General features: G+C 60.6%; 19 protein-coding genes and 1 riboswitch. Of the genes, 7 read left to right on the top strand and 12 right to left on the bottom strand.

Translation table 11 applies throughout. The features are described 5' to 3' along the window. Positions 1–57 precede the first annotated feature (57 nt). The gene (locus GA0061102_RS12265; protein ID WP_092847338.1) at positions 58–1,008 is read left to right on the top strand and encodes a lytic transglycosylase domain-containing protein; all 951 of its coding nucleotides are present in this window, start codon (positions 58–60) and stop codon (positions 1,006–1,008) included. Positions 1,009–1,154: 146 nt separating this feature from the next. After that, on the top strand, positions 1,155–3,425 hold the full coding sequence (locus GA0061102_RS12260; RefSeq protein WP_092847336.1) for an FdhF/YdeP family oxidoreductase: 2,271 nt from the start codon (positions 1,155–1,157) through the stop codon (positions 3,423–3,425). Between the two features lie 97 nt (positions 3,426–3,522). Here GA0061102_RS12260 and putA read toward each other — a convergent pair whose 3' ends face one another. Further along, a complete protein-coding gene (gene putA, locus GA0061102_RS12255; protein ID WP_092847334.1) occupies positions 3,523–7,227 on the bottom strand; it encodes a trifunctional transcriptional regulator/proline dehydrogenase/L-glutamate gamma-semialdehyde dehydrogenase in 3,705 nt (1,234 codons plus the stop codon). A gap of 184 nt (positions 7,228–7,411) precedes the next feature. Between putA and GA0061102_RS12250 the strand changes: the two genes are divergently transcribed. Continuing rightward, a complete protein-coding gene (locus GA0061102_RS12250) occupies positions 7,412–7,873 on the top strand; it encodes an Lrp/AsnC family transcriptional regulator (RefSeq protein ID WP_004125091.1) in 462 nt (153 codons plus the stop codon). Positions 7,874–8,007: 134 nt separating this feature from the next. Then, the gene (locus GA0061102_RS12245; RefSeq protein ID WP_092847332.1) at positions 8,008–8,274 is read left to right on the top strand and encodes a hypothetical protein; all 267 of its coding nucleotides are present in this window, start codon (positions 8,008–8,010) and stop codon (positions 8,272–8,274) included. Between the two features lie 46 nt (positions 8,275–8,320). Here the strand turns inward: GA0061102_RS12245 and GA0061102_RS12240 are convergent, their stop codons facing one another. After that, on the bottom strand, positions 8,321–8,506 hold the full coding sequence (locus GA0061102_RS12240; RefSeq protein WP_037154392.1) for a 4-oxalocrotonate tautomerase: 186 nt from the start codon (positions 8,504–8,506) through the stop codon (positions 8,321–8,323). A gap of 114 nt (positions 8,507–8,620) precedes the next feature. Here GA0061102_RS12240 and GA0061102_RS12235 point away from each other — a divergent pair, with 114 nt between their 5' ends. Continuing rightward, the gene (locus GA0061102_RS12235) at positions 8,621–9,505 is read left to right on the top strand and encodes a LysR family transcriptional regulator (protein ID WP_092847330.1); all 885 of its coding nucleotides are present in this window, start codon (positions 8,621–8,623) and stop codon (positions 9,503–9,505) included. Positions 9,506–9,546: 41 nt separating this feature from the next. On the opposite strand, the gene ahpF is transcribed toward GA0061102_RS12235, so the two are convergent. The 3 genes from ahpF to GA0061102_RS12220 form a co-directional block, all read right to left on the bottom strand. Beyond that, positions 9,547–11,127 carry an alkyl hydroperoxide reductase subunit F gene (gene ahpF, locus GA0061102_RS12230; protein ID WP_092847325.1) on the bottom strand — a complete coding sequence of 527 codons (1,581 nt, stop codon included), beginning with the start codon at positions 11,125–11,127 and terminating at the stop codon, positions 9,547–9,549. A 118-nt stretch (positions 11,128–11,245) separates the two neighbouring features. Next, entirely contained in the window at positions 11,246–11,809 is a 564-nt protein-coding gene (gene ahpC, locus GA0061102_RS12225) for an alkyl hydroperoxide reductase subunit C (protein ID WP_092847320.1), read from the bottom strand. A gap of 238 nt (positions 11,810–12,047) precedes the next feature. Further along, positions 12,048–12,932 carry a LysR substrate-binding domain-containing protein gene (locus GA0061102_RS12220; RefSeq protein WP_092847315.1) on the bottom strand — a complete coding sequence of 295 codons (885 nt, stop codon included), beginning with the start codon at positions 12,930–12,932 and terminating at the stop codon, positions 12,048–12,050. A gap of 170 nt (positions 12,933–13,102) precedes the next feature. On the opposite strand from GA0061102_RS12220, the gene GA0061102_RS12215 reads away from it, so the two are divergent. Continuing rightward, positions 13,103–13,963 (top strand): urea carboxylase-associated family protein, encoded by an 861-nt coding sequence (locus GA0061102_RS12215; RefSeq protein WP_092847311.1) that lies wholly within the window; start codon positions 13,103–13,105, stop codon positions 13,961–13,963. A gap of 122 nt (positions 13,964–14,085) precedes the next feature. Here the strand turns inward: GA0061102_RS12215 and GA0061102_RS12210 are convergent, their stop codons facing one another. The 6 genes from GA0061102_RS12210 to thiC all read right to left on the bottom strand — a co-directional run bounded on the left by GA0061102_RS12210 (position 14,086) and on the right by thiC (position 18,948). Continuing rightward, positions 14,086–14,406: a hypothetical protein gene (locus tag GA0061102_RS12210; protein WP_092847305.1), complete on the bottom strand. Its 321-nt coding sequence runs from the start codon at positions 14,404–14,406 to the stop codon at positions 14,086–14,088. 157 nt (positions 14,407–14,563) lie between these two features. Further along, positions 14,564–15,178 (bottom strand): thiamine phosphate synthase, encoded by a 615-nt coding sequence (locus GA0061102_RS12205; protein ID WP_092847302.1) that lies wholly within the window; start codon positions 15,176–15,178, stop codon positions 14,564–14,566. Beyond that, the gene (locus GA0061102_RS12200) at positions 15,175–15,948 is read right to left on the bottom strand and encodes a thiazole synthase (RefSeq protein WP_092847300.1); all 774 of its coding nucleotides are present in this window, start codon (positions 15,946–15,948) and stop codon (positions 15,175–15,177) included. Before GA0061102_RS12200 ends, GA0061102_RS12205 begins: the two co-directional genes overlap by 4 nt. Before the next feature lie 3 nt (positions 15,949–15,951). Further along, positions 15,952–16,149 carry a sulfur carrier protein ThiS gene (gene thiS, locus GA0061102_RS12195; protein WP_004125194.1) on the bottom strand — a complete coding sequence of 66 codons (198 nt, stop codon included), beginning with the start codon at positions 16,147–16,149 and terminating at the stop codon, positions 15,952–15,954. Then, positions 16,140–17,120, bottom strand: a complete 981-nt coding sequence (thiO, locus tag GA0061102_RS12190) for a glycine oxidase ThiO (RefSeq protein ID WP_092847298.1) — start codon at positions 17,118–17,120, stop codon at positions 16,140–16,142. The genes thiS and thiO overlap by 10 nt, the downstream gene beginning before the upstream one ends. Position 17,121: 1 nt before the next feature. After that, positions 17,122–18,948, bottom strand: coding sequence for a phosphomethylpyrimidine synthase ThiC (gene thiC / locus GA0061102_RS12185; RefSeq protein WP_092847443.1), 1,827 nt, complete (start codon positions 18,946–18,948; stop codon positions 17,122–17,124). A gap of 92 nt (positions 18,949–19,040) precedes the next feature. Next, positions 19,041–19,172: riboswitch (TPP riboswitch) on the bottom strand. A 582-nt stretch (positions 19,173–19,754) separates the two neighbouring features. Here thiC and GA0061102_RS12175 point away from each other — a divergent pair. After that, on the top strand, positions 19,755–20,846 hold the full coding sequence (locus GA0061102_RS12175; protein ID WP_092847294.1) for a porin: 1,092 nt from the start codon (positions 19,755–19,757) through the stop codon (positions 20,844–20,846). 146 nt (positions 20,847–20,992) lie between these two features. Here GA0061102_RS12175 and GA0061102_RS12170 read toward each other — a convergent pair whose 3' ends face one another. Beyond that, positions 20,993–21,634: a TetR family transcriptional regulator gene (locus GA0061102_RS12170; RefSeq protein WP_092847292.1), complete on the bottom strand. Its 642-nt coding sequence runs from the start codon at positions 21,632–21,634 to the stop codon at positions 20,993–20,995. Between the last annotated feature and the right edge of the window lie 57 nt (positions 21,635–21,691).

Genomic DNA, 21,691 nt, shown 5'->3' with positions numbered 1-21,691 from the left:
GATGCTATGAAGAGATCGCAATTGGCGATCGGACGATCTTGGACGGGTATCGCACGGATGGCAGGCAAGCGGTATTGGACAAGGGCTGTCGGCGGCGTGGTCGCCTTGGTCATGTCGTGTTTTGTTACGGTCTCTGCCTTTCTCCCGGCGAATGCGCAACCGGAATGGAGCGTTGCGCCGTCGGCCTGCATCTCTGGCCCCATGATCACGGATACGGGCCAAACCCTTTGCCTTCGCAAAGACAGCTATAACCGCGACCTCTGCGCGGCCATCGATTATTTCGCTCATGCCAATCATCTGCCACCGGATTATCTGGCCCGGCTGGTCTGGCGCGAAAGCCTGTTTCGCTCCGATGCCGTCAGTCCCAAGGGAGCGCGGGGCATCGCGCAGTTCATGCCTGGGACGGCAAGGCTGCGTGGCGTTCGCGATAGCTACGATGCGCTTGAAGCGCTCGGCAAGGCGGCCACTTATCTCGACGAGCTGCGTAACCGCTTCGGCAATCTCGGGCTGGCGGCGGCCGCCTATAATGCCGGCGAGGGCGGCCTCGCGAATTTCTTGAATTCCGGCGATCTTCCCTATGAAACGCGCAGCTACGTCAGTGCGATCACCGCGCATACGGTCGAAGAATGGCGGGATGGGCCGCCTGATCTTGTCGCGCCCGCCTTGGACAAGAACAGGCCTTTCATTCCATCCTGCGTGGCTCTTGCAGAAAGCCGGCGGCTGAAGCCGATTCCCTTCGAGCAGGAGCGGCCCTGGGCACCTTGGGGTGCGCAATTGGCCGAGCATTTTCAGGTCGATGCCGCTCGCCGTTTGTTTGCGGCCAATGTTCGGAAGCTTCCCTCGCCTTTGAACGCGGAAAAGCCTTTGATCGTGCGCCAGCGCAACGCCGATTTCGGCCGGCGCATCCGCTTTGCAGCCCGCATCGGCCGGCAGACGCGCGCCGAGGCCGATGCCGTTTGCACCCAGGTTCGGCAGCAGGGCGGCACTTGCCTGGTGTTCAAAAATTGAGCTTTGCCGATCTTCCGGGCAGATTGCAGATAGGTCGCCAGCATGTAGCGACTGTCCGATCGTCTGCTGATGGATTGTGCTTTACTCCCTTCTGAGGCGCGCCTATTCGTTAAGGCTAGGCCGTTGGGTAACCACAGGAGCGTATGATGGCGCAAAAGCGTGAAGTCCCTGGTATCCGTCCCTACAACAGTCCCGCCGGCGGCTGGGGAGCGTTGAAGGCCACTGCCAATGCCGTGCGCGAGCAGATGGACATTACCGAGGCGCCCGGTCTTCTTTTCCGCACCAACAAGCCGGCCGGCTTCGATTGCCCCGGCTGCGCGTGGCCCGATAAAGAGCATACCTCGACTTTCCAATTCTGCGAAAACGGCGCCAAGGCCGTCACCTGGGAAGCGACGAACAAGCGCGTGACGCCGGAATTCTTCGCCGAACACACCGTTAGCGAGCTCCTGACATGGAGCGATTACGAGCTGGAGAACTCCGGCCGGTTGACCCATCCGATGGTTTATGACCACGCAACCGACACCTATCGGCCTGTTGCCTGGGAGGACGCTTTTGCCCGCATCGGCGAGGTCATGCGCAGCATGCCGGATCCGGATATGGTCGAGTTCTATACATCGGGTCGCGCTTCCAACGAAGCGGCGTTTCTCTTCCAGATCTTCGCGCGAGAATACGGCACCAACAATTTCCCTGATTGCTCGAACATGTGCCACGAGGCGACCAGCGTCGGCCTGCCGCAGTCGATCGGCATCGGCAAGGGCACGGTATCGCTCGACGACTTCGACGAATGCGATCTGATAATCTCGATGGGGCACAACCCCGGCACCAATCATCCGCGGATGATGGGCACGCTGCACGAATGTTCCCGCCGCGGCGTGCCGATCATCGTGTTCAATCCTTTGAAGGAGCGTGCACTCGAGCGTTTCGCGGATCCGCAGAATCCGATCGAAATGGGAACCTTCGGATCGACCCGGATTGCCTCCTCCTACTATCAGGTCAAGATCGGCGGCGATGCGGCGGCGCTCAAGGGCATCATGAAAGCCGTTCTGGCGCTTGCCGAGACCTCGGAAGATGTGCTCGATCATGCCTTCATCGCCGAACACACCACCGGCTTCGATGCTCTCGTCGATGACATCAATCAGACCGAATGGGCCGACATCGAGCGGGTTTCGGGCCTTGCCCGCGCCGATCTGGAGCGGGTCGCCGCGATCTATGCCAAATCCAAGGCGACGATCATCGCTTATGGCATGGGCATCACCCAGCACGCGAAGGGGACGGCCAATGTGCAGCAGATCGCCAATCTTCTGCTGTTGCGCGGCAATTTCGGCAAGCCGGGCGCCGGCATCTGCCCGCTGCGCGGACATTCCAATGTGCAGGGTAATCGCACGGTCGGGATTACGGAGAAGCCAAATGCCGCGCTGATCGAAGGTGTCGAGCGCGCCTTCGGTTTCAAGTCGCCGGTCCATCATGGCCACGATGCTGTTGCTGCCATGCAGGCCATGGCGGAAGGCCGCTCCAAGGTGCTGCTTTGCCTCGGCGGCAATTTCTCGATCGCGCTTCCTGATCCGGAACTGTGCGCCGAGGGCATGCGCAAGCTCGATCTTGCCGTCCATATGAACACCAAGCTCAATCGCTCCAACTTGCTCATCGGCAAGGAGTCTTTCTTGTTCCCCGTGCTCGGCCGTACCGAGCAGGACATTCAGACAACCGGTGCGCAGTCGGTGACGATCGAGGATTCGATGTCGATGGTGCATGCCTCGCGCGGCCGGCTGAAACCGGCTTCGGACGAGCTGCGCTCCGAGCCGGCCATCGTTGCCGCCATGGCGCAGGCCGCTTTGCCGGACAGCAATGTTTCTTGGACGGAGCTCGTGGCCGACTACGATCTCATCCGCGACAAGATCGAAATCGTCTTTCCCGATTTTGCCGATTACAACGAGCGCATCCGCGTGCCGGGCGGCTTTCGCCTGCCGCTTGGGCCGACGGAGCGTGTCTGGAATACGCCCTCGGGCAAGGCCGAGTTCAAGCTGTTTTCCGGGCTTAACGAGGATATCCTGCTTTCGGATAACAGCATCCTCAAGCTTGCGACGATCCGCAGCCACGATCAGTACAATACGACGATCTACGGTTTGGACGACCGCTATCGCGGCGTCTTTGGCCGTCGTGACGTCCTGTTCATGAACGACAGGGACCTGCGAGCCAACGGATTGGAGCATGGCGATCTCGTCGAGATCGAAACGGCGCTGCCCTCAGGCGCCAAGCGTTTGCTGCAGCTGACGGCGATTTCCTACGACATCTCAGAGGGATCCGTCGCTGCCTACTACCCAGAGGCCAATTGCCTGATCCCGATCGATTACCAGGACAAGGAAAGCGGCACGCCTTCCTATAAGTCCATCCCGGTGCGCATCAGCAAGGCGGCGTGATATTTTCGACACGAATGTCGTCACGGAGATATTTGAAAAGCCACCGGCCGGGACAATGTTTGCCCGGCCGGTATGCATTTCGAGTTCGCGCCGGGTGTTATCCGATCGTCATCAGGCTCGCGTTGCCACCGGCTGCCGCGGTGTTGATCGATGTCGTCACCTCTTCCAGCAGCCAGTTCAGGCAATAGGCGTCCGCGCTTGCAGCGATTTCTTCGCTGGAGGCGGCTTGCGTCAGCACCAAAGGGCCGGGAAGGGCGGCAATCGTCTTGATGGTCTGCTTGACCCGTTCGGCATCTCCTTCGATGAGGGCGCCGGCGAACGGTCCGTCGACCGCCCAGTCCTTCGACCAGGAGATGCGGGCGGCGACTGCCGCCGGCAAATTCCGAAGCTCGCTTTGCAAGCCCGAGGTGGCGTCGATGGTGATCGAATTGCCCGCTGCGAGTGCGGCCGCGATCTGGACCTGCAGGCCAAGTGCGGTCTGCGGGACGAGCAGGACCCTGCCGCGCGGATGCAGCGCATAGAGGTTCAATTCGCCGACAGGGCCTGGCAGTTCGGCGTTGAAGCCCAGGGACGACTGGCCGGCAATTGCTCGCGCCTGCTTGGCAGCCCCGGCGGCTCCGTTGCTGTCGAGCCAGGTAAGATACTGCTGTGCAGCCGAATCCGCCTGCACGGTGGCGTTGCGCAGCGGCTCAGTCGACGAGGCGACCAGGCGGCGCAGATACATCGGACCGCCCGCCTTCGGGCCGGTGCCGGAAAGGCCGCGGCCGCCGAAGGGCTGAACGCCAACAACGGCGCCGATGATGTTGCGGTTGACGTAGAGATTGCCCGCTTTGACACGTCCGGTGACATGCGCGATGGTGTCGTCGAGCCGGGTGTGCAGGCCGAAGGTCAGGCCATAGCCGGATGCATTGACGTCGTCGATCAGCTTGTCGAGCCCCTTGCGCTTGTAGCGGATGATATGAAGGACGGGGCCGAACACTTCGCGCTTCAGGTCGCTCAGCTTCTTCAGCTCGATGATCGTCGGGGCGACGAATGTGCCCTTTGCAGCGCTCGAGGGGAGGTCGAGCTGCTCGACGGAGCAGCCGAGCTTGCGCATGCGTTCGATGTGCTCATCGATGCCACGCTTGGCGCTTTCGTCGATGACGGGGCCAATATCGATCGCAAGCTTGTCGGTGCGGCCGACCGACAGTTCGCGAAGCGCACCTCGCAACATGGTCAGGGTACGATCCGCCACTTCCTCCTGCAGGCACAGCACGCGTAGTGCCGAGCAGCGCTGGCCGGCACTGTCGAAGGCGGAAGCGATGACGTCGCCGACGACCTGCTCGGCGAGGGCCGAGGAGTCGACGATCATGCCGTTCTGACCGCCGGTTTCGGCGATCAGCGGGATTGGCTTGCTGAATTTCGACAGTTTCTCGGAAAGCTGCGCCTGGATCAGACGGGCGACTTCCGTCGAGCCGGTGAACATGACGCCGGCCGTTTCGGGCGCGCCGACCAAGGCAGAACCCATCCTGCCGCTGCCCGGCGCGAACTGCAGTACTTCACGCGGAATTCCGGCTTCATGCAGGATGCGGATACCCTGAGCAGCAATCAGCGGCGTGTTGCCGGCGGGCTTGGCGACGACCGGATTGCCCGCAACCAATGCGGCGGCCACCTGACCCGTGAAGATCGCCAGCGGGAAGTTCCACGGGCTGATGCAGACAATCGGGCCGAGGGGCACGCTTTCGGGCGACAGCACCTTGCGCGCCTGTTCAGCGTAATAGCGCAGGAAGTCGATGGCTTCGCGGACTTCGCCGACAGCGTTGGCGGCCGATTTGCCGGCCTCGCGGATCGTCAAGCCCACAAGCAACGGCATCTCGCCCTGCATCATTTCGGCAGCGCGCTCCAAGATCGTCGCGCGCGCGTCCGGGCTGACCGCAGCCCATTGGGCGGCACCAGCGGCGGCAAGGCGCATCACTTCGGCTGCGTCATCGGGGGCAAGCTCGGCAACCTGACCGACAACGTCGGAATGATCGGCGGGATTGAGGATCGGGCGCGTCTCGCCGCGTTCCGAACCATCGGCGAGCAGCGGCTTGGCGATCCACGCCTTGGCGGCGGAAGCATGAAGCTGTCCGGAGAGGTCGGAAAGTGCCATTTCGTTTGACAGATCTATGCCGGCCGAATTCGCCCGAGCGCCTTCGAACAGATCGGCGGGAAGCACGATCTTGTCGTGCTGGGCGCCCATGACAGGCATTGCGCGTACCCGCTCGACGGGATCGGCGATCAGTTCGGATACGGGAACGGCAGGATCGGCAATCTTGTTGACGAAGGAGGAGTTGGCGCCGTTTTCCAGCAGGCGACGGACGAGATAGGCAAGCAGCGTTTCATGAGTGCCGACCGGCGCGTAGATGCGGCAGGGGCGACCGAGGTTTTCGGCGCCGACGACTTCCTCATAGAGCGGCTCGCCCATGCCGTGCAGGCATTGGAACTCATACTTGCCGATCGAAAAATCACTTCCGGCCATCTGATAGATCGTCGCCAGCGTCTGGGCATTGTGGGTGGCGAATTGCGGGAAGACGACGTCGGTTGCCGAGAGCAGCTTCTTGGCGCAGGCGACATAGGAGACATCGGTGTAGATCTTGCGGGTGTAAACCGGGAAGCCTTCGAGGCCATCCAGCTGCGCGCGCTTGATTTCGGCGTCCCAATAGGCGCCCTTGACGAGGCGAACCATCAGGCGATGCCCGGAGCGGCGGGCAAGATCGATGATGAAATCGAGAACGAATGGGCAGCGCTTGCCATAGGCCTGCACGACGAAGCCGATACCATCCCAGCCGGCAAGCTGCGGATCGAGGCAAAGCGTTTCCAGCAGGTCAAGCGACAATTCCAGCCGGTCGGCTTCCTCGGCGTCGATATTCAGCCCGATATTATATTGCTTGGAGAGCAGGGCGAGCGCCTTCACCTTCGGCAGAAGCTCACTCATGACCCTGTCGACCTGCGAGCGCGAATAGCGGGGATGCAGCGCAGAGAGCTTGATGGAGATACCAGGGCCCTCATAGATGCCGCGGCCGGCCGAAGCCTTGCCGATCGCATGGATGGCGGTCTCGTAGTCGCGGTAGTAGCGTTCGGCATCGGCATGCGTCGTGGCTGCTTCGCCAAGCATGTCGTAGGAATAGCGGAAGCCCTTCGCCTCGAGCGCGCGCGCGCGCTTCAGTGCCTCATCGATCGTCTCGCCGGTGACGAATTGCTCACCCATCATGCGCATGGCCATATCGATGCCGCGCCGGATGACGGGCTCGCCGCAGCGCGCGATCAGTCGCGTCAGGGAGGCAGAAAGGCCACTTTCGTTGACGGTCGATGTCAGCTTGCCGGTGACGACCAGTCCCCAGGTGGCGGCATTGACGAACATCGAACGGCCGCCGCCCAGATGCGATTTCCAGTCGCCGCCGGCGATCTTGTCGCGGATCAGCGCATCACGTGTCTCGGTATCGGGAATGCGCAACAATGCCTCCGCAAGGCACATCAGCGCGACGCCCTCCTGGCTCGAAAGAGAGTATTCCTGCACCAGCCCTTCGACGCCGTCGCCCTTGTGCTTGGCGCGCAGCGCCTCGATCAGCGTCTTGGCCGTCTTCTTGGCAGCCGCGCGAACGGGCTCCGGCAGGGTAGCGGCCTCGACCAGCATCGGGAGGCATTCGGTCTCCGGGCGCCGATAGGCAGCGGTGATCGCCTTGCGAAGCGGGCTTTGAGGCTGGATCGGCGGGGCAAACTGCGAAAATGGGGCGGCGTCTGGCGATGGTTCTTCTGCAGAATGTGCGACAATGGCAGTCATGATAACCTCAAGGTGCAAGGGACCCAATAACCAAGCAGGCGCGAGCGATTTCGCTCTGCTTGGCCCTCCCGTTGCTTCGGTGTGAACATACTTCATTCCCGAAAGGCGTTCCGCCTTGAAATTGCGGCTTTCAAGTCATATTGGACTTCAATGGCCCATATTTCAAATAGGAATGCCTATAGGAATGACCAAATCCAGTGAAATTGACCAATTCGACCAAAAGATCCTCGACGCGCTGGTCGAAGATGGCCGCATGTCGATCACGGAGCTGTCCGAACGGGTCGGTCTTTCCAAGACGCCATGCCAGGCGCGGCTGAAGAAATTGATCGATTCCGGTTACATCGATGGCTTCAAGGCGGTGCTCAATCCGATCAAGCTCGGCCTCGATCATGTCGCCTTTGCCGAAGTGAAGCTGACCGACACGCGCGAGGAGGCTTTGCTCAGCTTCAACAATGCCATCAAGAAAATCAAGGAAATCGAAGAGTGCCATATGATCGCCGGCCGCTTCGACTATCTCCTCAAGGTGCGGACGTCGGATATTCGCCGTTATCGCATCGTTCTCGGCGAGAAGATCTCCAGCCTGCCCTTCGTTGCAAGCACATCGACCAATGTGGTGATGCAGTCCGTCAAGGAAAACTGGTCGTAGTTCCAATGTGACATGGAAACGCCAACTAACTCCCTCTGCGCGCCGGATATCCGTCCCGATCTGCCACTCCGTCTAGATTTCGCCAACCGAATCGGATCATTGCGAAACGCTAAAATGAGTGAGATGGAGTACGCATGGAGACCAATGCCAGAGACCGCGACCTTGTCGAGGTCATGAAGCGGTACTTTGCGGTGAAGGCCGAAGTAGAAGACGTGAAGTCCCGCCTGGAGGCGGCAAGGCAGGAGAGCGGCGAAGAGATCGGCGCATTTTACAATCCGCGCACCAATCTGAATCACTCTGCCGATATCGTCCGTTCCCACGCCCTCAAGCAGGAGATGGCGCGTCTGATGGATTGGGCCGAAGCATGGGGGCGTCAGGTTCTGACGCCGAATGGGGCCTGACGGTCGGATAGGGACCGCCAGGCCAAGATCATGAAACCGGATTGGTTCAGCTATCCGATTTCAGCTTGCCCGCCGTCGCCCAGGAATCCTTCGAAATCTCGGTAATGATGATTTCCAGCGATTCCGGCGGGCAGGCCAGCGTTTCGACGGCGACCTTGGTCGCTTCGCGAACGAAGGCGCGCTTCTGGTCCTGTGTGCGTCCGGGATGCATTTCCAAGCGCAAGATGGGCATGACGACTCCTTGATAAACCTTGCCTGACATCAGGCTGGTGGGACTATCTTGCAAAACCAGGGGTCGATAAATAGGCTGTCAATTGGTTCATTCCGAACCTACAGGTACGCAATCATGGACAAATTGGCTGGCATGGCGATGTTCGTCCGAGTCGTCGACGAGGGAAGCTTTGCCGCGGCCGCGGAGACCAGCCAGGTATCGGCCACCATGGTTGCCAAGCATATCCGGACGATCGAGCAGCGCCTGGGCGCGCGGTTGCTCCATCGGACCACGCGTCGCCATCAACTGACCGAGGTCGGCAAGCTTTACTATGAACGGTGCAAGACGGTGCTGGCCGAGGTCGAGCTGGCCGAGGCGGCGGCCTCGGAACTGCAATCGGCACCGCGCGGCCGGCTTCGCCTCGTCGCACCCGTCAGCTTCGGCACACAGACCCTCGTCCCGGCCCTTGTCGAGTATCTGCATCAGAATCTCGACGTCAGCGTCGATCTGGCGCTCGACAACAATCCGTATGATCTGATTGGCGAGGGCTACGAGCTCGGCATTCAGATCGGCGCCTTGACGAACACCGGTCTGGTGGCCCGCCCATTAAAGCCTTACCGGCGTATTCTCGCGGCATCGCCGGATTATCTTGCCCGCTGCGGCAGACCGGAAAGCCCGGAGGATCTCGCCAATCACATGTGTCTCGGCCATTCCTACTGGCGCCTGCAGGGCCTCTGGCACCTCGTTGGTCCGGAGGGCGAGACGCGCGAAATCGCCATAAAGGGCAGGTTCACCACAAACCAAGGGGGTGCTCTGCGCGTTGCCGCTTTGCATGGTGCCGGCATCGTGTTGCAGCCGGAGCTGCTTTTGGCTGCCGATCTCGATGCCGGGCGGCTGGAAGCTGTATTGCCGCTATGGTCGTACAAGCCGACGCCGATGCATCTGGTTTACGCACCGGACCGGCGCCCCACGGCGATGTTGCGCAGCGTGATCGATTTCCTCGTGGCCCGCTTCGGCTGAGGCCAAAAGCCGCTTTTATCGTCGGCGATGCTAATATCGGCTCAGGCGGCCTTGGCCTCTTCCTCGCTCGGCGCCGAAGTGCGGATCAGATAATCGAAAGCTGCTAGCGAAGCTTTGGCACCCTCGCCGACAGCAATGACGATCTGCTTGTAGGGAACCGTCGTGCAATCGCCGGCGGCAAAGACGCCTGGCATCGATGTCTGGCCATGATGATCGACCTCGATTTCGCCGCGAACAGACAGCGCGATCGTGCCCTTCAGCCACTCGGTATTCGGCAGCAATCCGATCTGCACGAACACGCCGTCGAGCGCCAGCGTATGCTTGTCACCCTTCAGGCGATCCTCATAGACAAGGCCGGTGACCTTGCTGCCGTCGCCCAGCACTTCCATCGTCTTGGCCGAGAGAATGACATCGACATTGGCAAGGCTGCGGAGCTTGCGTTGCAGCACGTCGTCGGCGCGAAGTTTGCTGTCGAACTCGATGAGCGTGACGTGCTTGACGATGCCGGCAAGATCGATCGCCGCTTCGACGCCGGAATTGCCACCGCCGATGACGGCGACGCTCTTGCCCTTGAACAGCGGACCATCGCAATGCGGGCAATAGGCGACGCCGTTGTTGCGATAGAGTTCCTCGCCCGGCACGCCCATCTGCCGCCAGCGCGCGCCAGTCGAAAGGATGACGGAGCGAGACTTGAGTGTTGCGCCACTCTCCAGCTCCACTTCGAACAGGTCGCCGTGGCGGCTGAGCTTCTGTGCGCGCTGCAGGTTTATGATCTCGACCGGATAGTCTTTGACATGCGTCTCAAGCGCTGTGGCGAAAGCCGGCCCTTCGGTATGTGGAACCGAAATGAAGTTTTCGATCGCCATGGTGTCGAGCACCTGACCGCCGAAGCGTTCGGCAACGACGCCAGTGCGGATGCCCTTGCGTGCGGCATAAATCGCAGAGGCCGCACCAGCTGGTCCCCCACCGACGACCAGCACGTCGAAGGCTTCCAGCGTCTTGAGCTTTTCGGCCGCGCGTTTGGCGGCACCTGTGTCGAGCTTGGCGATGATCTGCTCGACTTCCATGCGGCCCTGCCCGAAAACCTCGCCGTTCAGGTAGATCGTCGGCACGGACATGACCTGCCGGTCGGCGACCTCCTTCGGGAAGACGGCGCCGTCGATAGCGACATGGCTGATTCGCGGATTGAGGATCGACATCAGGTTCAGCGCCTGCACGACGTCGGGGCAGTTCTGGCAGGACAGCGAGAAATAGGTCTCGAAGCGGAAGTCGCCGTCGAGATCACGGATCTGATCGAGGATCGTCTGTTCGACGCGCGGCGGGTGGCCGCCCACCTGCAGCAATGCGAGGACCAGCGAGGTGAATTCATGACCGAGCGGAATGCCGGCAAAACGCAGGCTGATATCGTGGCCTGGGCTCGTCAGCGCGAAAGAAGGTGCGCGCTCGTTGCCATCATACTGTTGTGTCAGGGCAATCTTGTCTGAGAGGCCGACGATGTCTTTCAGAAGAGCCACCATTTCAGTCGATTTTGCGCTGTCGTCGACGTTGGCGCTGATCTCGATCGGACGCACGACCTTCTCCAGATAGGCCTTCAATTGGCTTTTCAGCGCGTCGTCAAGCATCGATATGTCTCCTGCGGGAAATGGGAATTCTTCGCCTGCGTGAGGTGGCGGACGGTATAGGCTCTTGTATTTGTTAGGTGGCCCTCCCTGGATCCAGGAAGGGCCAGCAATCCTCAAATCAGATCTTGCCGATGAGGTGCAGCGAGGGAGCGAGTGTCTTTTCGCCTTCTTCCCACTTGGCCGGGCAAACTTCGCCCGGATGCGAGCGGACATACTGGGCCGCCTTGATCCTGCGCAAGAGGTCGGCGGCGTTGCGGCCGATGCCTTCGGCGGTGATTTCCATCGCCTGGATGACGCCGTCCGGATCGACGACGAAGGTGCCGCGGTCGGCAAGGCCTTCGGCTTCGCGCATGACGTCGAAGTTGCGAGTGACTGTGCCGGTCGGGTCGCCGATCATGGCATACTGGATCTTGCCGATGGTCTCGGAGCTGTCATGCCAGGCCTTGTGCGTAAAGTGCGTGTCGGTCGAGACGGAGAAGACCTCGACGCCGAGGCGTTGCAGTTCGGCGTAATGATCGGCGACGTCGCCAAGCTCAGTCGGGCAGACGAAGGTGAAATCGGCCGGATAGAAGAAGAAAACCGCCCACTTGCCTGCGATGTCAGCTTCCGTGACCTCGATGAATTTGCCCTGCTTGAAGGCTTGGGCTTTGAACGGCTTAACGGCGGTATTGAGAACGGACATGGTACCCTTGCAATGTTTGGACTGAATGGCTTTCGCGCCGCAACATAGAGCGTGCGCCGCAATAGGCAAAATAGATAAATCAGAAAGAATCGATAGTTTCCATCTATTTAAGCGGCCTTGCACGGCTTCGTTTGTGGATATCATCTGCGCCTTAACGACGCAGCAAGGCGGCCAGGAGACGAGACGCAAAAGTATCGTTTGCCAACGCCCCAAGCGGCGGATTCGGAGGTACAGATTATCAAGGAACCAGCTTGGATTCCGATCTGCAGCTTTCCGCGACGAGCCAGTCGCGAAAAGTTTCCGCCTCCCTGGAAAGGCGGTCGGCTTCGATCAGCCAATAGAACTTGTCGGTGTCCAGGGGCGAATCGAACAGGGTGACCAATGTTCCGTTGGCCAGTTCCTCGGCAATCAAGGAGACCGGGCAGAGGCCGATGCCCTGAGCACCGATGACCGATCCGATCATCAGGCTGAAATCGGCAAAGATCGGGCCTGGCTTCAGAGGCCGATGGACCCCTTTGAGTGCAAACCAGCGCGCCCAGGCCGCCGTCGTTTCATCATGCAGGAGCTCGGCATCGACCAGGTCGGCCGGCGCGTTGAACGAGCCATGGCGAAGCTTGAATTCCGTCGAGCACGTCGGTCGGGTTTGAGCGCTCAAAAGGGGGATGGAATTTGCTCCGGGCCTTGTTCCATGGCGGATCAGCAGATCGACGCTTGCTGCTTCCGGCGTCTTCGCATCGAGCGCATAGACGATGTTGATGCGAATCTCCGGGTGCTCCTTCCGGAAATCCGGCAGCCGCGGTATCAGCCAGCGCGTGGCGAAGGATGCGATGCAGGCGACGCTGACCGGTCTGTCATGGCTCTCCCGCTTCAACTGCTGTGCCGCGTTCTGGATATGACCGAGGCCACTTGCCACGACAGCCCCGAACTCGCGGCCGGCCGCCGTTGCCGTCACGCCGCGGGCGTGGCGCGTGAACAGCGCAACGCCAAGCCAGTTCTCCATTATCCGCACATGCTGACTTATCCCGGCCGCCGTCAGATTGAGCTCAGCCGCAGCTCGGGCGAAACTCTCGTGGCGCACGGCCGCCTCGAAGGCGCAAAGGGAGGCATAGGGGATATGGCGCATGAACCAAGGCTAAGCAAAACTTAGCCAAAGCGCAAGAACAATGAGCGTTGTGCATTGGCATGATGTCGCTACATTGCGGGCGACATCGTGGCTTGCCCACCGCCGCCTGCGGCGTTGTTGAAAGCCCGAAACCTCGAAACCCGGAGCCGACAAGGGGCTATGTGACCGCAATGCAGACAATTCGTGACATTTCCGCTTCCGCTGATGCCGAGGAACGGCGCAGCAAGCCGCCCGTTGTCGTCTATCCGAATGAGACGCTGCCACCCGCCGGGATGAATATACTCCAAGCCGCAAGGCAAAGCATGACCAAGGTCGCAGAGGTCATCGTGCCGCCGCGGGAAGCGGGCAGCTTCCGGGTGCCGAAAGGGCATTTCTTCCGTATCGTCAGTATGGAGGGCTCCCAGGTCGGCGACCTCAATCTATGGAATGCCGACGATCTTTCGGAACGCTTCTTCAGCGGCAAGACCCGCGCGCTTCATGCCACGCATGTCGGCGTCGGCGATCGCTTGTGGAGCAGCCTGCCACATCTACGTCCGATGGCGACGATCACCCATGACACGCTCGGCTGGTATGGATGGGATAAGGATGGAGCCGGCGTTCACGATGTCATCGGCACGCGCTGCGACCCCTATACCAATCGACTGCTGAAAGGCGACAATTACCATCATTGCTGCCATTCGAACCTGTCGCGCGCGCTCGCTTCAGAAATGAACATGTCGGTTCGGGAGGCGGAAGCCCATGTTCATGATGTGCTGAATGTCTTCATGTGCACGGGGTTCACCCACGACACCCATCAGTATTTCATGAAGGCAAGTCCGGTAAGGCCGGGCGATTTCATTGAGTTCTTTGCTGAGATCGATCTTCTCGGTGCTCTTTCGGCCTGCCCAGGTGGTGATTGCGGTAGCGGCCATTCGAGCGATGCGGCACCGTGCTATCCGCTAGGCGTCGAAATCTGGCGGCCTCATCCGGAGAGCCTTGCCGGTCGGACTTTTCCCGAGCGCAACGCCTATTCGAGAACGCATGGCCTTTAGGCGGGCGAACGGTGTGTACTCACGTCGCCCATAGATACATTGCCGGCGGTTTGGGTCGCCGGCAATACAAAGCCGCTCGTTAAACGAGACGTCCGTCTGTGAGTTGACCAAGCCTTAGCTGCTTAATCGCAGACGCGGACGCGCTCGTAGTGGTAGCCTTCGTCGTAGCGGTTCTGAACCGGCCGGCTTTCAAGCCAGCATCTCGGCGCCGGTTCTTCGTAAACAGGGCCTCCGTAAACGGGGCCGCGGTTGGCAAGGGCGCCACCGACGATGAGGCCGCCGAGGAGGCCTGCGGCTACGCCGCCTGCGATTGCGCCACCATTGTGATGGTGATGATGGTGGTAGCGATAATATTGCTGCGCCTGAGCGAAGTTGGCGGGAGCCAACGTGCCGCCTACAACCGTAGCGGCCAGCAAAACTGTAAGGACCGTTTTCTTTATCATGACTACCTCCAAAGCAGTCTACATTGCTCAGCGAATTCGCGAGTCATCTATTCAACGTTTGAAGCATGAATATGTTCAGCTGAATGTTCGATGAATGCGCCGTTCATCCGCGCTGAAGTCCTGAAATTCAGCGCTTCCACGATGATTTTGCGTGGGATCACGTGGCCGGAATGTGGCTGCGCGTCGCTTTGAGCCATTCCAGCGTCCGTGATTCGGGATCGGGATTGCGTGTGATGTCGGTGACGACCGCGGCGCTGTCGGCGCCACTCTCCAACACGCCGGAAATGCGCTCCACGGTCAGGCCGCCGATCGCCACAAGCGGGATATTGCCGACCCGCGCTTTCCAGTGGCCGATGCGCTGCAGGCCTTGCGGCGCCCACGGCATGACCTTGAGCACGGTGGGATAAATCGGCCCGAGCGCGATGTAGTCGGGGCAGGCGGCAAGCGCTGTTTCCAGCTCGGCTTCGTCGTGCGTCGAAAGCCCCAGTCTTAGTCCTGCCGCCCGGATGGCATCGAGGTCCGCCTCCGCCAGGTCTTCCTGGCCGAGATGAATGAAATCGCAGCCTTCCTCGATGGCAAGCTGCCAGTAGTCGTTCACGATCAGCTGGCATCCATGGACCGCGCAGATTGCCTTAGCCTTGCGGATATCCGCGCGGATTTCAGCAGCGCTGCGATCCTTGATGCGCAGCTGCACCAGCCTGACGCCCAGCGGCACCAGCCTTTCGATCCAGGCGCCGCTGTCGATGATCAGATAGAAGGGATCGAGCCTCACGCGAACACCGCCTTTCCGATCACGGGCGTCGAGGGCACCGCCATGTCGCGGGGCTCCAGCATGCCCGCACCGAACGCCTGCCTGCCGGCATCGATGGCCTTGGCGAAGGCCTCCGCCATCGTGGCCGGATCGCCGGCGCCGGCAACCGCTGTGTTGAGCAGCACGGCGTCGAAGCCGAGCTCCATGACGATCGCCGCATGCGAGGGTCGGCCGATGCCGGCATCCACGATCAGCGGCACCTCGGGAAAATGCGCCCGCATGGAACGTAGGGCAGAAAGATTGAGCGGCCCCGCCGCCGTTCCGATAGGCGCGCACCAGGGCATAAGCACCTTGCATCCGGCTTCCAGCAGCCGTTCGGCGACCACGAGATCGTCCGTGGTATAGGGAAAGACCTCGAAGCCGTCATCGGCCAGAATTCGTGCCGCCTCGACAAGTGCGAAAACATCCGGCTGTAGCGTATCGTGATTGCCGATCACTTCGAGCTTGATCCAGTTGGTCTGAAATACCTCGCGGGCCATCCTTGCCGTCAGCACTGCTTCCGAGACGCCATGGCAGCCGGCCGTGTTGGGAAGAACACGAACGCCAAGCGCGCGGATCATGTCGAAGAAGGCGCCGCCATTGCGCCCGCCGGCCGTTTCACGCCGCAGCGACACGGTGACGATTTCTGTTTGCGATCGCCTGACCGCTTCGGCAAGGACGGCCGGCGAGGGATAGCGCGCGGTACCGAGTAGGAGACGAGATTCGATTTGGCTTCCGTAGAAATCGGGCATGGCTCAACCTCCCTGCATTGGGGTCAGAATTTCGATCCTGTCGTTATCGTTCAGCGCGTGATCATCGCGGTCTTCGCGGTGCACGAGCTCGCCGTTGACGGCGGTTGCCAACCAGTCGCCTTCGTAGTCGAGCGCCGTCAGAAGTTGCGAAAGTGTGGTTGCGGCGATTGTCTGAGCTTCTCCATTGATGATCAGGCGCATCTGGGGCTCCTTTGCCTGGATTGTTCGGAAAGCACGAGGTCGGCAGTTTCGGCCGCGATTGCCGGCGCCAGAAGGAAACCGTGGCGATAGAAGCCATTCGTCACGACGACGTTTCCCTCCCGCGTCACCCGCGGGAGATTGTCGGGAAAGGCGGGGCGGATGCCGGCACCGGTTTCGATGACCGCGGCGTCTGCAAAGGCGGGGTGCAGCGCGTAGGCGGCGTTCAGCAGTTCCATCAGCGAACGCGCCGTGATCGGTCCGTCGAATTCGGTCTCGATCATGGTCGCCCCGACCATGAAGTGACCGCTGCCGCGCGGAACGATATAGACGGGAATGCGAGGGTGCAGCAGGCGGATGGGCCGGGCGAGTGCCACTTCTTCCGTGCGCAGATAGAGCATTTCGCCGCGCACACCGCGCAGGTCAGGAGTGTGTCCGATGCGAGCGGCGCCGGTGCAATCGACGATTTCGGAGAAATCGTCCTCGCTTACATCCATGGCGGCAAAAGCAACGCCTCTCGCCAGAAGCTTTTCCTGCAGTCGGCGCAGCGCCCGGCGTGGATCCAGATGGGCTTCCTGCGGAAAGAACAGGCCTTGCCTGAAACGGCCGGCAAGGACGGGTTCGAGAGCGGCGATTTCGCTCTCCTCTATCAAACGATAGCCGGAGGTGCGGCCGGCGAATCGCTTGAGCTCGCCGTGATCGCGCGGCGGCGCGACGACCAGGGTGCCGTTGCGCGCCACTTCGCCCGGCAGGATCGCATCCCATCGATCGGCGGCGTCGAGGCCGCGCCGAAGCACTGCCTCATCGGCACTTTCCCGTTCGCACCAGGGCGCCAGCATGCCGCCGGCGAGCCAGGAGGCGGCATGGTCGAATTTCAGGCACGGGTCCAGCACGGTTACGTCCGCGCCCCGAACATGAAGTTCATGGGCGACCGTGAGGCCGGCGACGCCGGCCCCTTTGACTAGGACGCGCATCTCACTCGGCCGGATGCGGAAGGTTGTCGATCGGCATATAGAGATCGCCACCTTCACGGTATTTGGCCGCCATTGCGTCCAGCCCCTCTTTCTGGGCCTCGGCGCGAATGTCGTGCGAAATCCGCATCGAACAGAATTTCGGGCCGCACATCGAGCAGAAATGCGCAACCTTATGGGCTTCCTTCGGCAAGGTCTCGTCGTGGAAGCTGCGGGCGGTGTCCGGATCGAGCGACAGGTTGAACTGATCTTCCCAGCGGAACTCGAAGCGGGCGCGCGACAACGCGTCGTCACGCACCTGCGCGGCTGGATGACCCTTGGCAAGGTCGGCCGCATGGGCCGCGATCTTGTAGGTGATGACGCCGGTCTTGACGTCGTTGCGGTCGGGCAGGCCGAGATGCTCCTTCGGGGTGACGTAGCAGAGCATCGCCGTGCCGAACCAGCCGATCATGGCAGCGCCGATTCCCGAGGTGATATGATCGTAGCCCGGCGCGATATCCGTCGTCAGCGGCCCGAGCGTGTAGAAAGGCGCTTCGCCACAGACGGCCAGCTGCTTGTCCATGTTTTCCTTGATCTTGTGCATCGGCACATGGCCGGGGCCTTCGATCATCACCTGGCAGTCTTTCGCCCAGGCGATCTTCGTCAGTTCGCCCAGGGTTTCGAGTTCGGCAAACTGCGCGGCGTCATTGGCGTCGGCGATCGAGCCGGGGCGCAGGCCGTCGCCGAGCGAGAAGGAGACGTCATAGGCGCGGCAGATATCGCAGATCTCCTCGAAATGCTCGTAGAGGAAGCTCTCGCGGTGGTGATGGAGACACCACTTCGCCATGATCGAGCCGCCGCGCGACACGATGCCGGTGACGCGATTGACCGTCAGCGGGATGTAGTGCAGCCGCACGCCGGCATGGATGGTGAAATAGTCGACGCCCTGTTCGGCCTGCTCGATCAGCGTGTCGCGATAGACCTCCCAGGTGAGTTCCTCGGCAATGCCGCCGACCTTTTCGAGCGCCTGATAGAGCGGAACCGTGCCGATCGGCAGCGGCGAATTGCGGATGATCCATTCGCGGATGTTGTGGATGTTGCGGCCGGTCGAAAGATCCATGACGGTATCGGCGCCCCAGCGGGCAGCCCAGACCATCTTCTCGACTTCCTCTGCCATGGAGGAGGTAACGGCGGAGTTGCCGATATTGGCGTTGATTTTCACCAGGAAGTTCCGGCCGATGATCATCGGTTCGGCCTCGGGGTGATTGATGTTGGCCGGGATGATGGCGCGGCCGGCGGCGACTTCCTGGCGAACGAATTCCGGCGTCACATGATCGGGAATATGAGCACCGAAGCTTTCGCCGTCTCGAACCAACGCTTCTGCCTTGGCCTTTCGACCGAGATTCTCGCGGATGGCGATGAATTCCATCTCCGGGGTGATGATGCCGGCACGCGCATAGGCAAGCTGCGTGACCGCCTTGCCGTCTTTGGCGCGCAGCGGCTGGCGACGTCCGGGAAATTCGGGTGTCAACCGGTCGCCGCTGACGAAGCCATTGTCTTCGGGGCGCACATGGCGGCCTTCGTAGGCCTCGACATCGCCGCGGGCGAGCACCCAGTCGCGGCGGAGCTGCGACAGGCCCTGCTCGATGCTGATATCGGCGCCCTCGATCGTATAGGGGCCTGAAGAATCATAGACGACGACGGGCGGTTCACCCGATGTCGGATGGACGCTGATCTCACGCATCGGCACACGGATATCGGCATGGATGTCTCCAGGAATGTAGATCTTCCTCGAGGCCGGCAGTGGGCCGGTGGTGACGGTCGGAGTGAGGTTTTTTGCGGCAATGTTCATGGTTTGAGGCTCCAAATTGCGGTTGGAGACCCAGTCAATCAGCCGGAATGATGGAAAGACGTCGATATGGATTCCACGCGTGAACCCAGAGCCATCGAGCGCTTGCACCGTCCCTACGCCAGTATGAACTGGATCAGGTTCAACGGGTCACTGCGCCACAACAGGCAAAGCCATATTGTCCAGCAGTATCTCAGCCCCTTGCCGGGACCCCCCTGGTGAATGCTGGAAGGCTAAGCTCTCTCTTCCGCTGCTGTCAACCCTATAGCGACGATCGCATTTCGCCTGGTGGCTCCCAGCTGCGCCGGGCACCGGATGGCTTCGACGGGAACGTTCCACCATGAGTCGAAAATATCGGTGCGCGCCGATCGGAGTTGACCACCAAGCTCGGACTTGTCCAGGATGCCGCCCGCTGGCGCGTTCATGCTTCCGGTAGGGCGCAATCGGCGCCTTTCGGCTTTCGCCAGAGGAGGTTGCATGGGCCTCGCTGTCGGCAGTTGCATTTAGGCAACAGCGATCAAGACTAATGCGCGGGTCGGTTTCACATAATTGACAAACATACGGGCTGTTTGTAAATCGGATGCAGGACACAAGTTGTCTTACGGTCGAGCTATCGGCCGGATCGGTAAAGGCATTTCCAGACCTTTGCCGCGGGGTCAATTGTGGAGGTTCGAGGGGACTCAAGCCAACATTAGGTGCGTATTTGCCGGGCTGCCTGGTCGCGTTTGAACGAGGCCGATCTTTAAAGTGGTATTCCAGCCCTGTACTCGCGGTAGGTTCGAAATGCATATTGCAACCAGGAGTTTATCATGAACATCAAGAGCCTTCTTCTCGGCTCCGCTGCTGCGCTGGCAGCAGTATCCGGTGCTCACGCAGCCGACGCCATCGTTGCTGCTGAGCCGGAGCCGCTGGAATACGTTCGCATCTGCGACGCATACGGTGCTGGCTACTTCTTCATTCCGGGCACGGAAACCTGCCTCAAGATCGGCGGCCGCGTCCGTACCGAAGGTGAATGGTATGATGCCTACAACCCGAACAGCAAGCAGGGCACGCTGTGGCACACCCGTGCTGAGCTGAACGTCAATACCGCTTCCGACACTGAATACGGCCCGCTGAAGACCAACATGGTTATTCGCTGGGATTGGAGCGAAGGCAACACGACCAGCACCAAGCTGCTGTTCGCTAACATCAGCCTTGGTGGCTTCCTCGTCGGTAAGGCTGACTCGCAGTACAATTCGTACATCGGCTACGCCGGCGACGTCATCAACGACGACGTCATCTATGACGGCCCGTACGAGCTGAACCAGATCAGCTATAACTACGATGCCGGCAACGGCTTCACGGCTGTGGTCTCGGTCGAAGACAGCAACTCCAGCGGCTCCGGCGCTTCCTACGGCTCCAGCTGGTGGGCAGACGACAAGGCTAACCACTACGCTCCTGACGCCGTTGCCGGTGTTGGCTACAAGGTTGGCAACTTCGGCTTCAAGGTCGTCGGCGGTTACGACTCGATCGTTGAAGAAGGCGCTATCAAGGCTCGCGTCGATGCCGACTTCGGCGTATTCTCGGCCTTCTTGATGGGTGGTTACAACACCGATGGCAAGAAGCTGAACAAGTATGCCGGCACGAACCTTGACCGTTCTGCTTGCCCCGTTGCTGATGCATCGAAGTGCGGCTGGGGTGACTGGGCCGTTTGGGGTGGCGCTAGCGTTCCGATCAACGAAAAGCTGAAGTGGAACCTCCAGCTCGCCTACACCGACAGCAAGATCTTCGCCGCTACCACGAACCTGAAGTGGAACCCGGTCAAGAACCTGCTCATCGAGCCGGAAGTTTCCTACACCAACTTCGATTCTGTGAACCAGGATCAGTGGGCTGGTATCCTGCGCTTCGAGCGTAGCTTCTAATAAGAGATTACCCGGCCCGCGCCGGGTAAGGGAAGCCTGACGTTCCAATCCGTCAGGCTTCTTCAACTGATCGGTTGACCTCCGATCAAAGAGAAAGGATCCGGCTTTCCCTCCGGATCCTTTTTAGTTTTCGAGCCGCTAAGTTTTTAAGCCGCAGACGTCTCTATTTCCTGCATCTGGGCCGATGGGAACCAGGTCTTCAAAACCATCTTGATGAACATCTGTCCGCAGGGCGCGAGCTGGAAATTGCCCCTGTCGAGCGTCCATTCGGTGATCAAGCCACCGATGACGGCGGTTAGCGCCGAGGCAGCCGTGTCCGGCGTCCAGGGTGCCGGCAACTGCGTCTTCTCGTTCATCAACGTGAAGATTCGCTCAAAATTATCGTGCATATCCTGCCGGAAGGAGCTCGCGCGGCTCGTCGTTCCGTCGCAAAAAGCCATGTCGAGATGCATCATCACCTTCAGCATGCTGCGCTTGCGCGGATCTTGCTGAACGTCCTCGAATATGGCTGCAATCGCATCTGCCACGAGATCGAGTGGGTTGGGCGGCAGCTCGCGCGACATCCGCTCGGCCAATTCCTGAAATGGCTGTTGCGCCTCGTCGCGGATCGCAAACATCAGCCCCTGCTTGTTCTTAAAATGCCAGTGCACCGCCCCCCGCGTAACACCGGCTGTTGTGGCTATCTCCTCGAGGCTGACATTCTCATATCCCTTGTCGAGAAACAGAGCTTTTGCGGATTGCAAAATCTCGCTTCTCGTTTCCGCCGCCTCTTCCTTAGTTCGCCGCATTCAGTTCTCCCCAGAAGCACATTTCTAGCCGTACCCCTCTTTTTTGGTATTTTTATT

The organism is Martinezella miluonensis, assembly GCF_900094545.1.
Classification (GTDB): domain Bacteria; phylum Pseudomonadota; class Alphaproteobacteria; order Rhizobiales; family Rhizobiaceae; genus Rhizobium; species Rhizobium miluonense.
The sequence above is the reverse complement of the archived record's forward strand: the minus strand, read 5'-3'. Positions and strand labels throughout refer to the sequence as shown.

Bases quoted from the DNA above. Each gene is read 5' to 3' on its own strand.
- GA0061102_RS12265 (WP_092847338.1), top strand. From the start codon at position 58: ATGGCAGGCAAGCGGTATTGGACAAGGGCTGTCGGCGGCGTGGTCGCC.
- GA0061102_RS12260 (WP_092847336.1), top strand. From the start codon at position 1,155: ATGGCGCAAAAGCGTGAAGTCCCTGGTATCCGTCCCTACAACAGTCCC.
- putA (WP_092847334.1), bottom strand. From the start codon at position 7,227: ATGACTGCCATTGTCGCACATTCTGCAGAAGAACCATCGCCAGACGCC.
- GA0061102_RS12250 (WP_004125091.1), top strand. From the start codon at position 7,412: ATGACCAAATCCAGTGAAATTGACCAATTCGACCAAAAGATCCTCGAC.
- GA0061102_RS12245 (WP_092847332.1), top strand. From the start codon at position 8,008: ATGGAGACCAATGCCAGAGACCGCGACCTTGTCGAGGTCATGAAGCGG.
- GA0061102_RS12240 (WP_037154392.1), bottom strand. From the start codon at position 8,506: ATGCCCATCTTGCGCTTGGAAATGCATCCCGGACGCACACAGGACCAG.
- GA0061102_RS12235 (WP_092847330.1), top strand. From the start codon at position 8,621: ATGGACAAATTGGCTGGCATGGCGATGTTCGTCCGAGTCGTCGACGAG.
- ahpF (WP_092847325.1), bottom strand. From the start codon at position 11,127: ATGCTTGACGACGCGCTGAAAAGCCAATTGAAGGCCTATCTGGAGAAG.
- ahpC (WP_092847320.1), bottom strand. From the start codon at position 11,809: ATGTCCGTTCTCAATACCGCCGTTAAGCCGTTCAAAGCCCAAGCCTTC.
- GA0061102_RS12220 (WP_092847315.1), bottom strand. From the start codon at position 12,932: ATGCGCCATATCCCCTATGCCTCCCTTTGCGCCTTCGAGGCGGCCGTG.
- GA0061102_RS12215 (WP_092847311.1), top strand. From the start codon at position 13,103: ATGCAGACAATTCGTGACATTTCCGCTTCCGCTGATGCCGAGGAACGG.
- GA0061102_RS12210 (WP_092847305.1), bottom strand. From the start codon at position 14,406: ATGATAAAGAAAACGGTCCTTACAGTTTTGCTGGCCGCTACGGTTGTA.
- GA0061102_RS12200 (WP_092847300.1), bottom strand. From the start codon at position 15,948: ATGCCCGATTTCTACGGAAGCCAAATCGAATCTCGTCTCCTACTCGGT.
- thiS (WP_004125194.1), bottom strand. From the start codon at position 16,149: ATGCGCCTGATCATCAATGGAGAAGCTCAGACAATCGCCGCAACCACA.
- thiO (WP_092847298.1), bottom strand. From the start codon at position 17,120: ATGCGCGTCCTAGTCAAAGGGGCCGGCGTCGCCGGCCTCACGGTCGCC.
- thiC (WP_092847443.1), bottom strand. From the start codon at position 18,948: ATGAACATTGCCGCAAAAAACCTCACTCCGACCGTCACCACCGGCCCA.
- GA0061102_RS12175 (WP_092847294.1), top strand. From the start codon at position 19,755: ATGAACATCAAGAGCCTTCTTCTCGGCTCCGCTGCTGCGCTGGCAGCA.
- GA0061102_RS12170 (WP_092847292.1), bottom strand. From the start codon at position 21,634: ATGCGGCGAACTAAGGAAGAGGCGGCGGAAACGAGAAGCGAGATTTTG.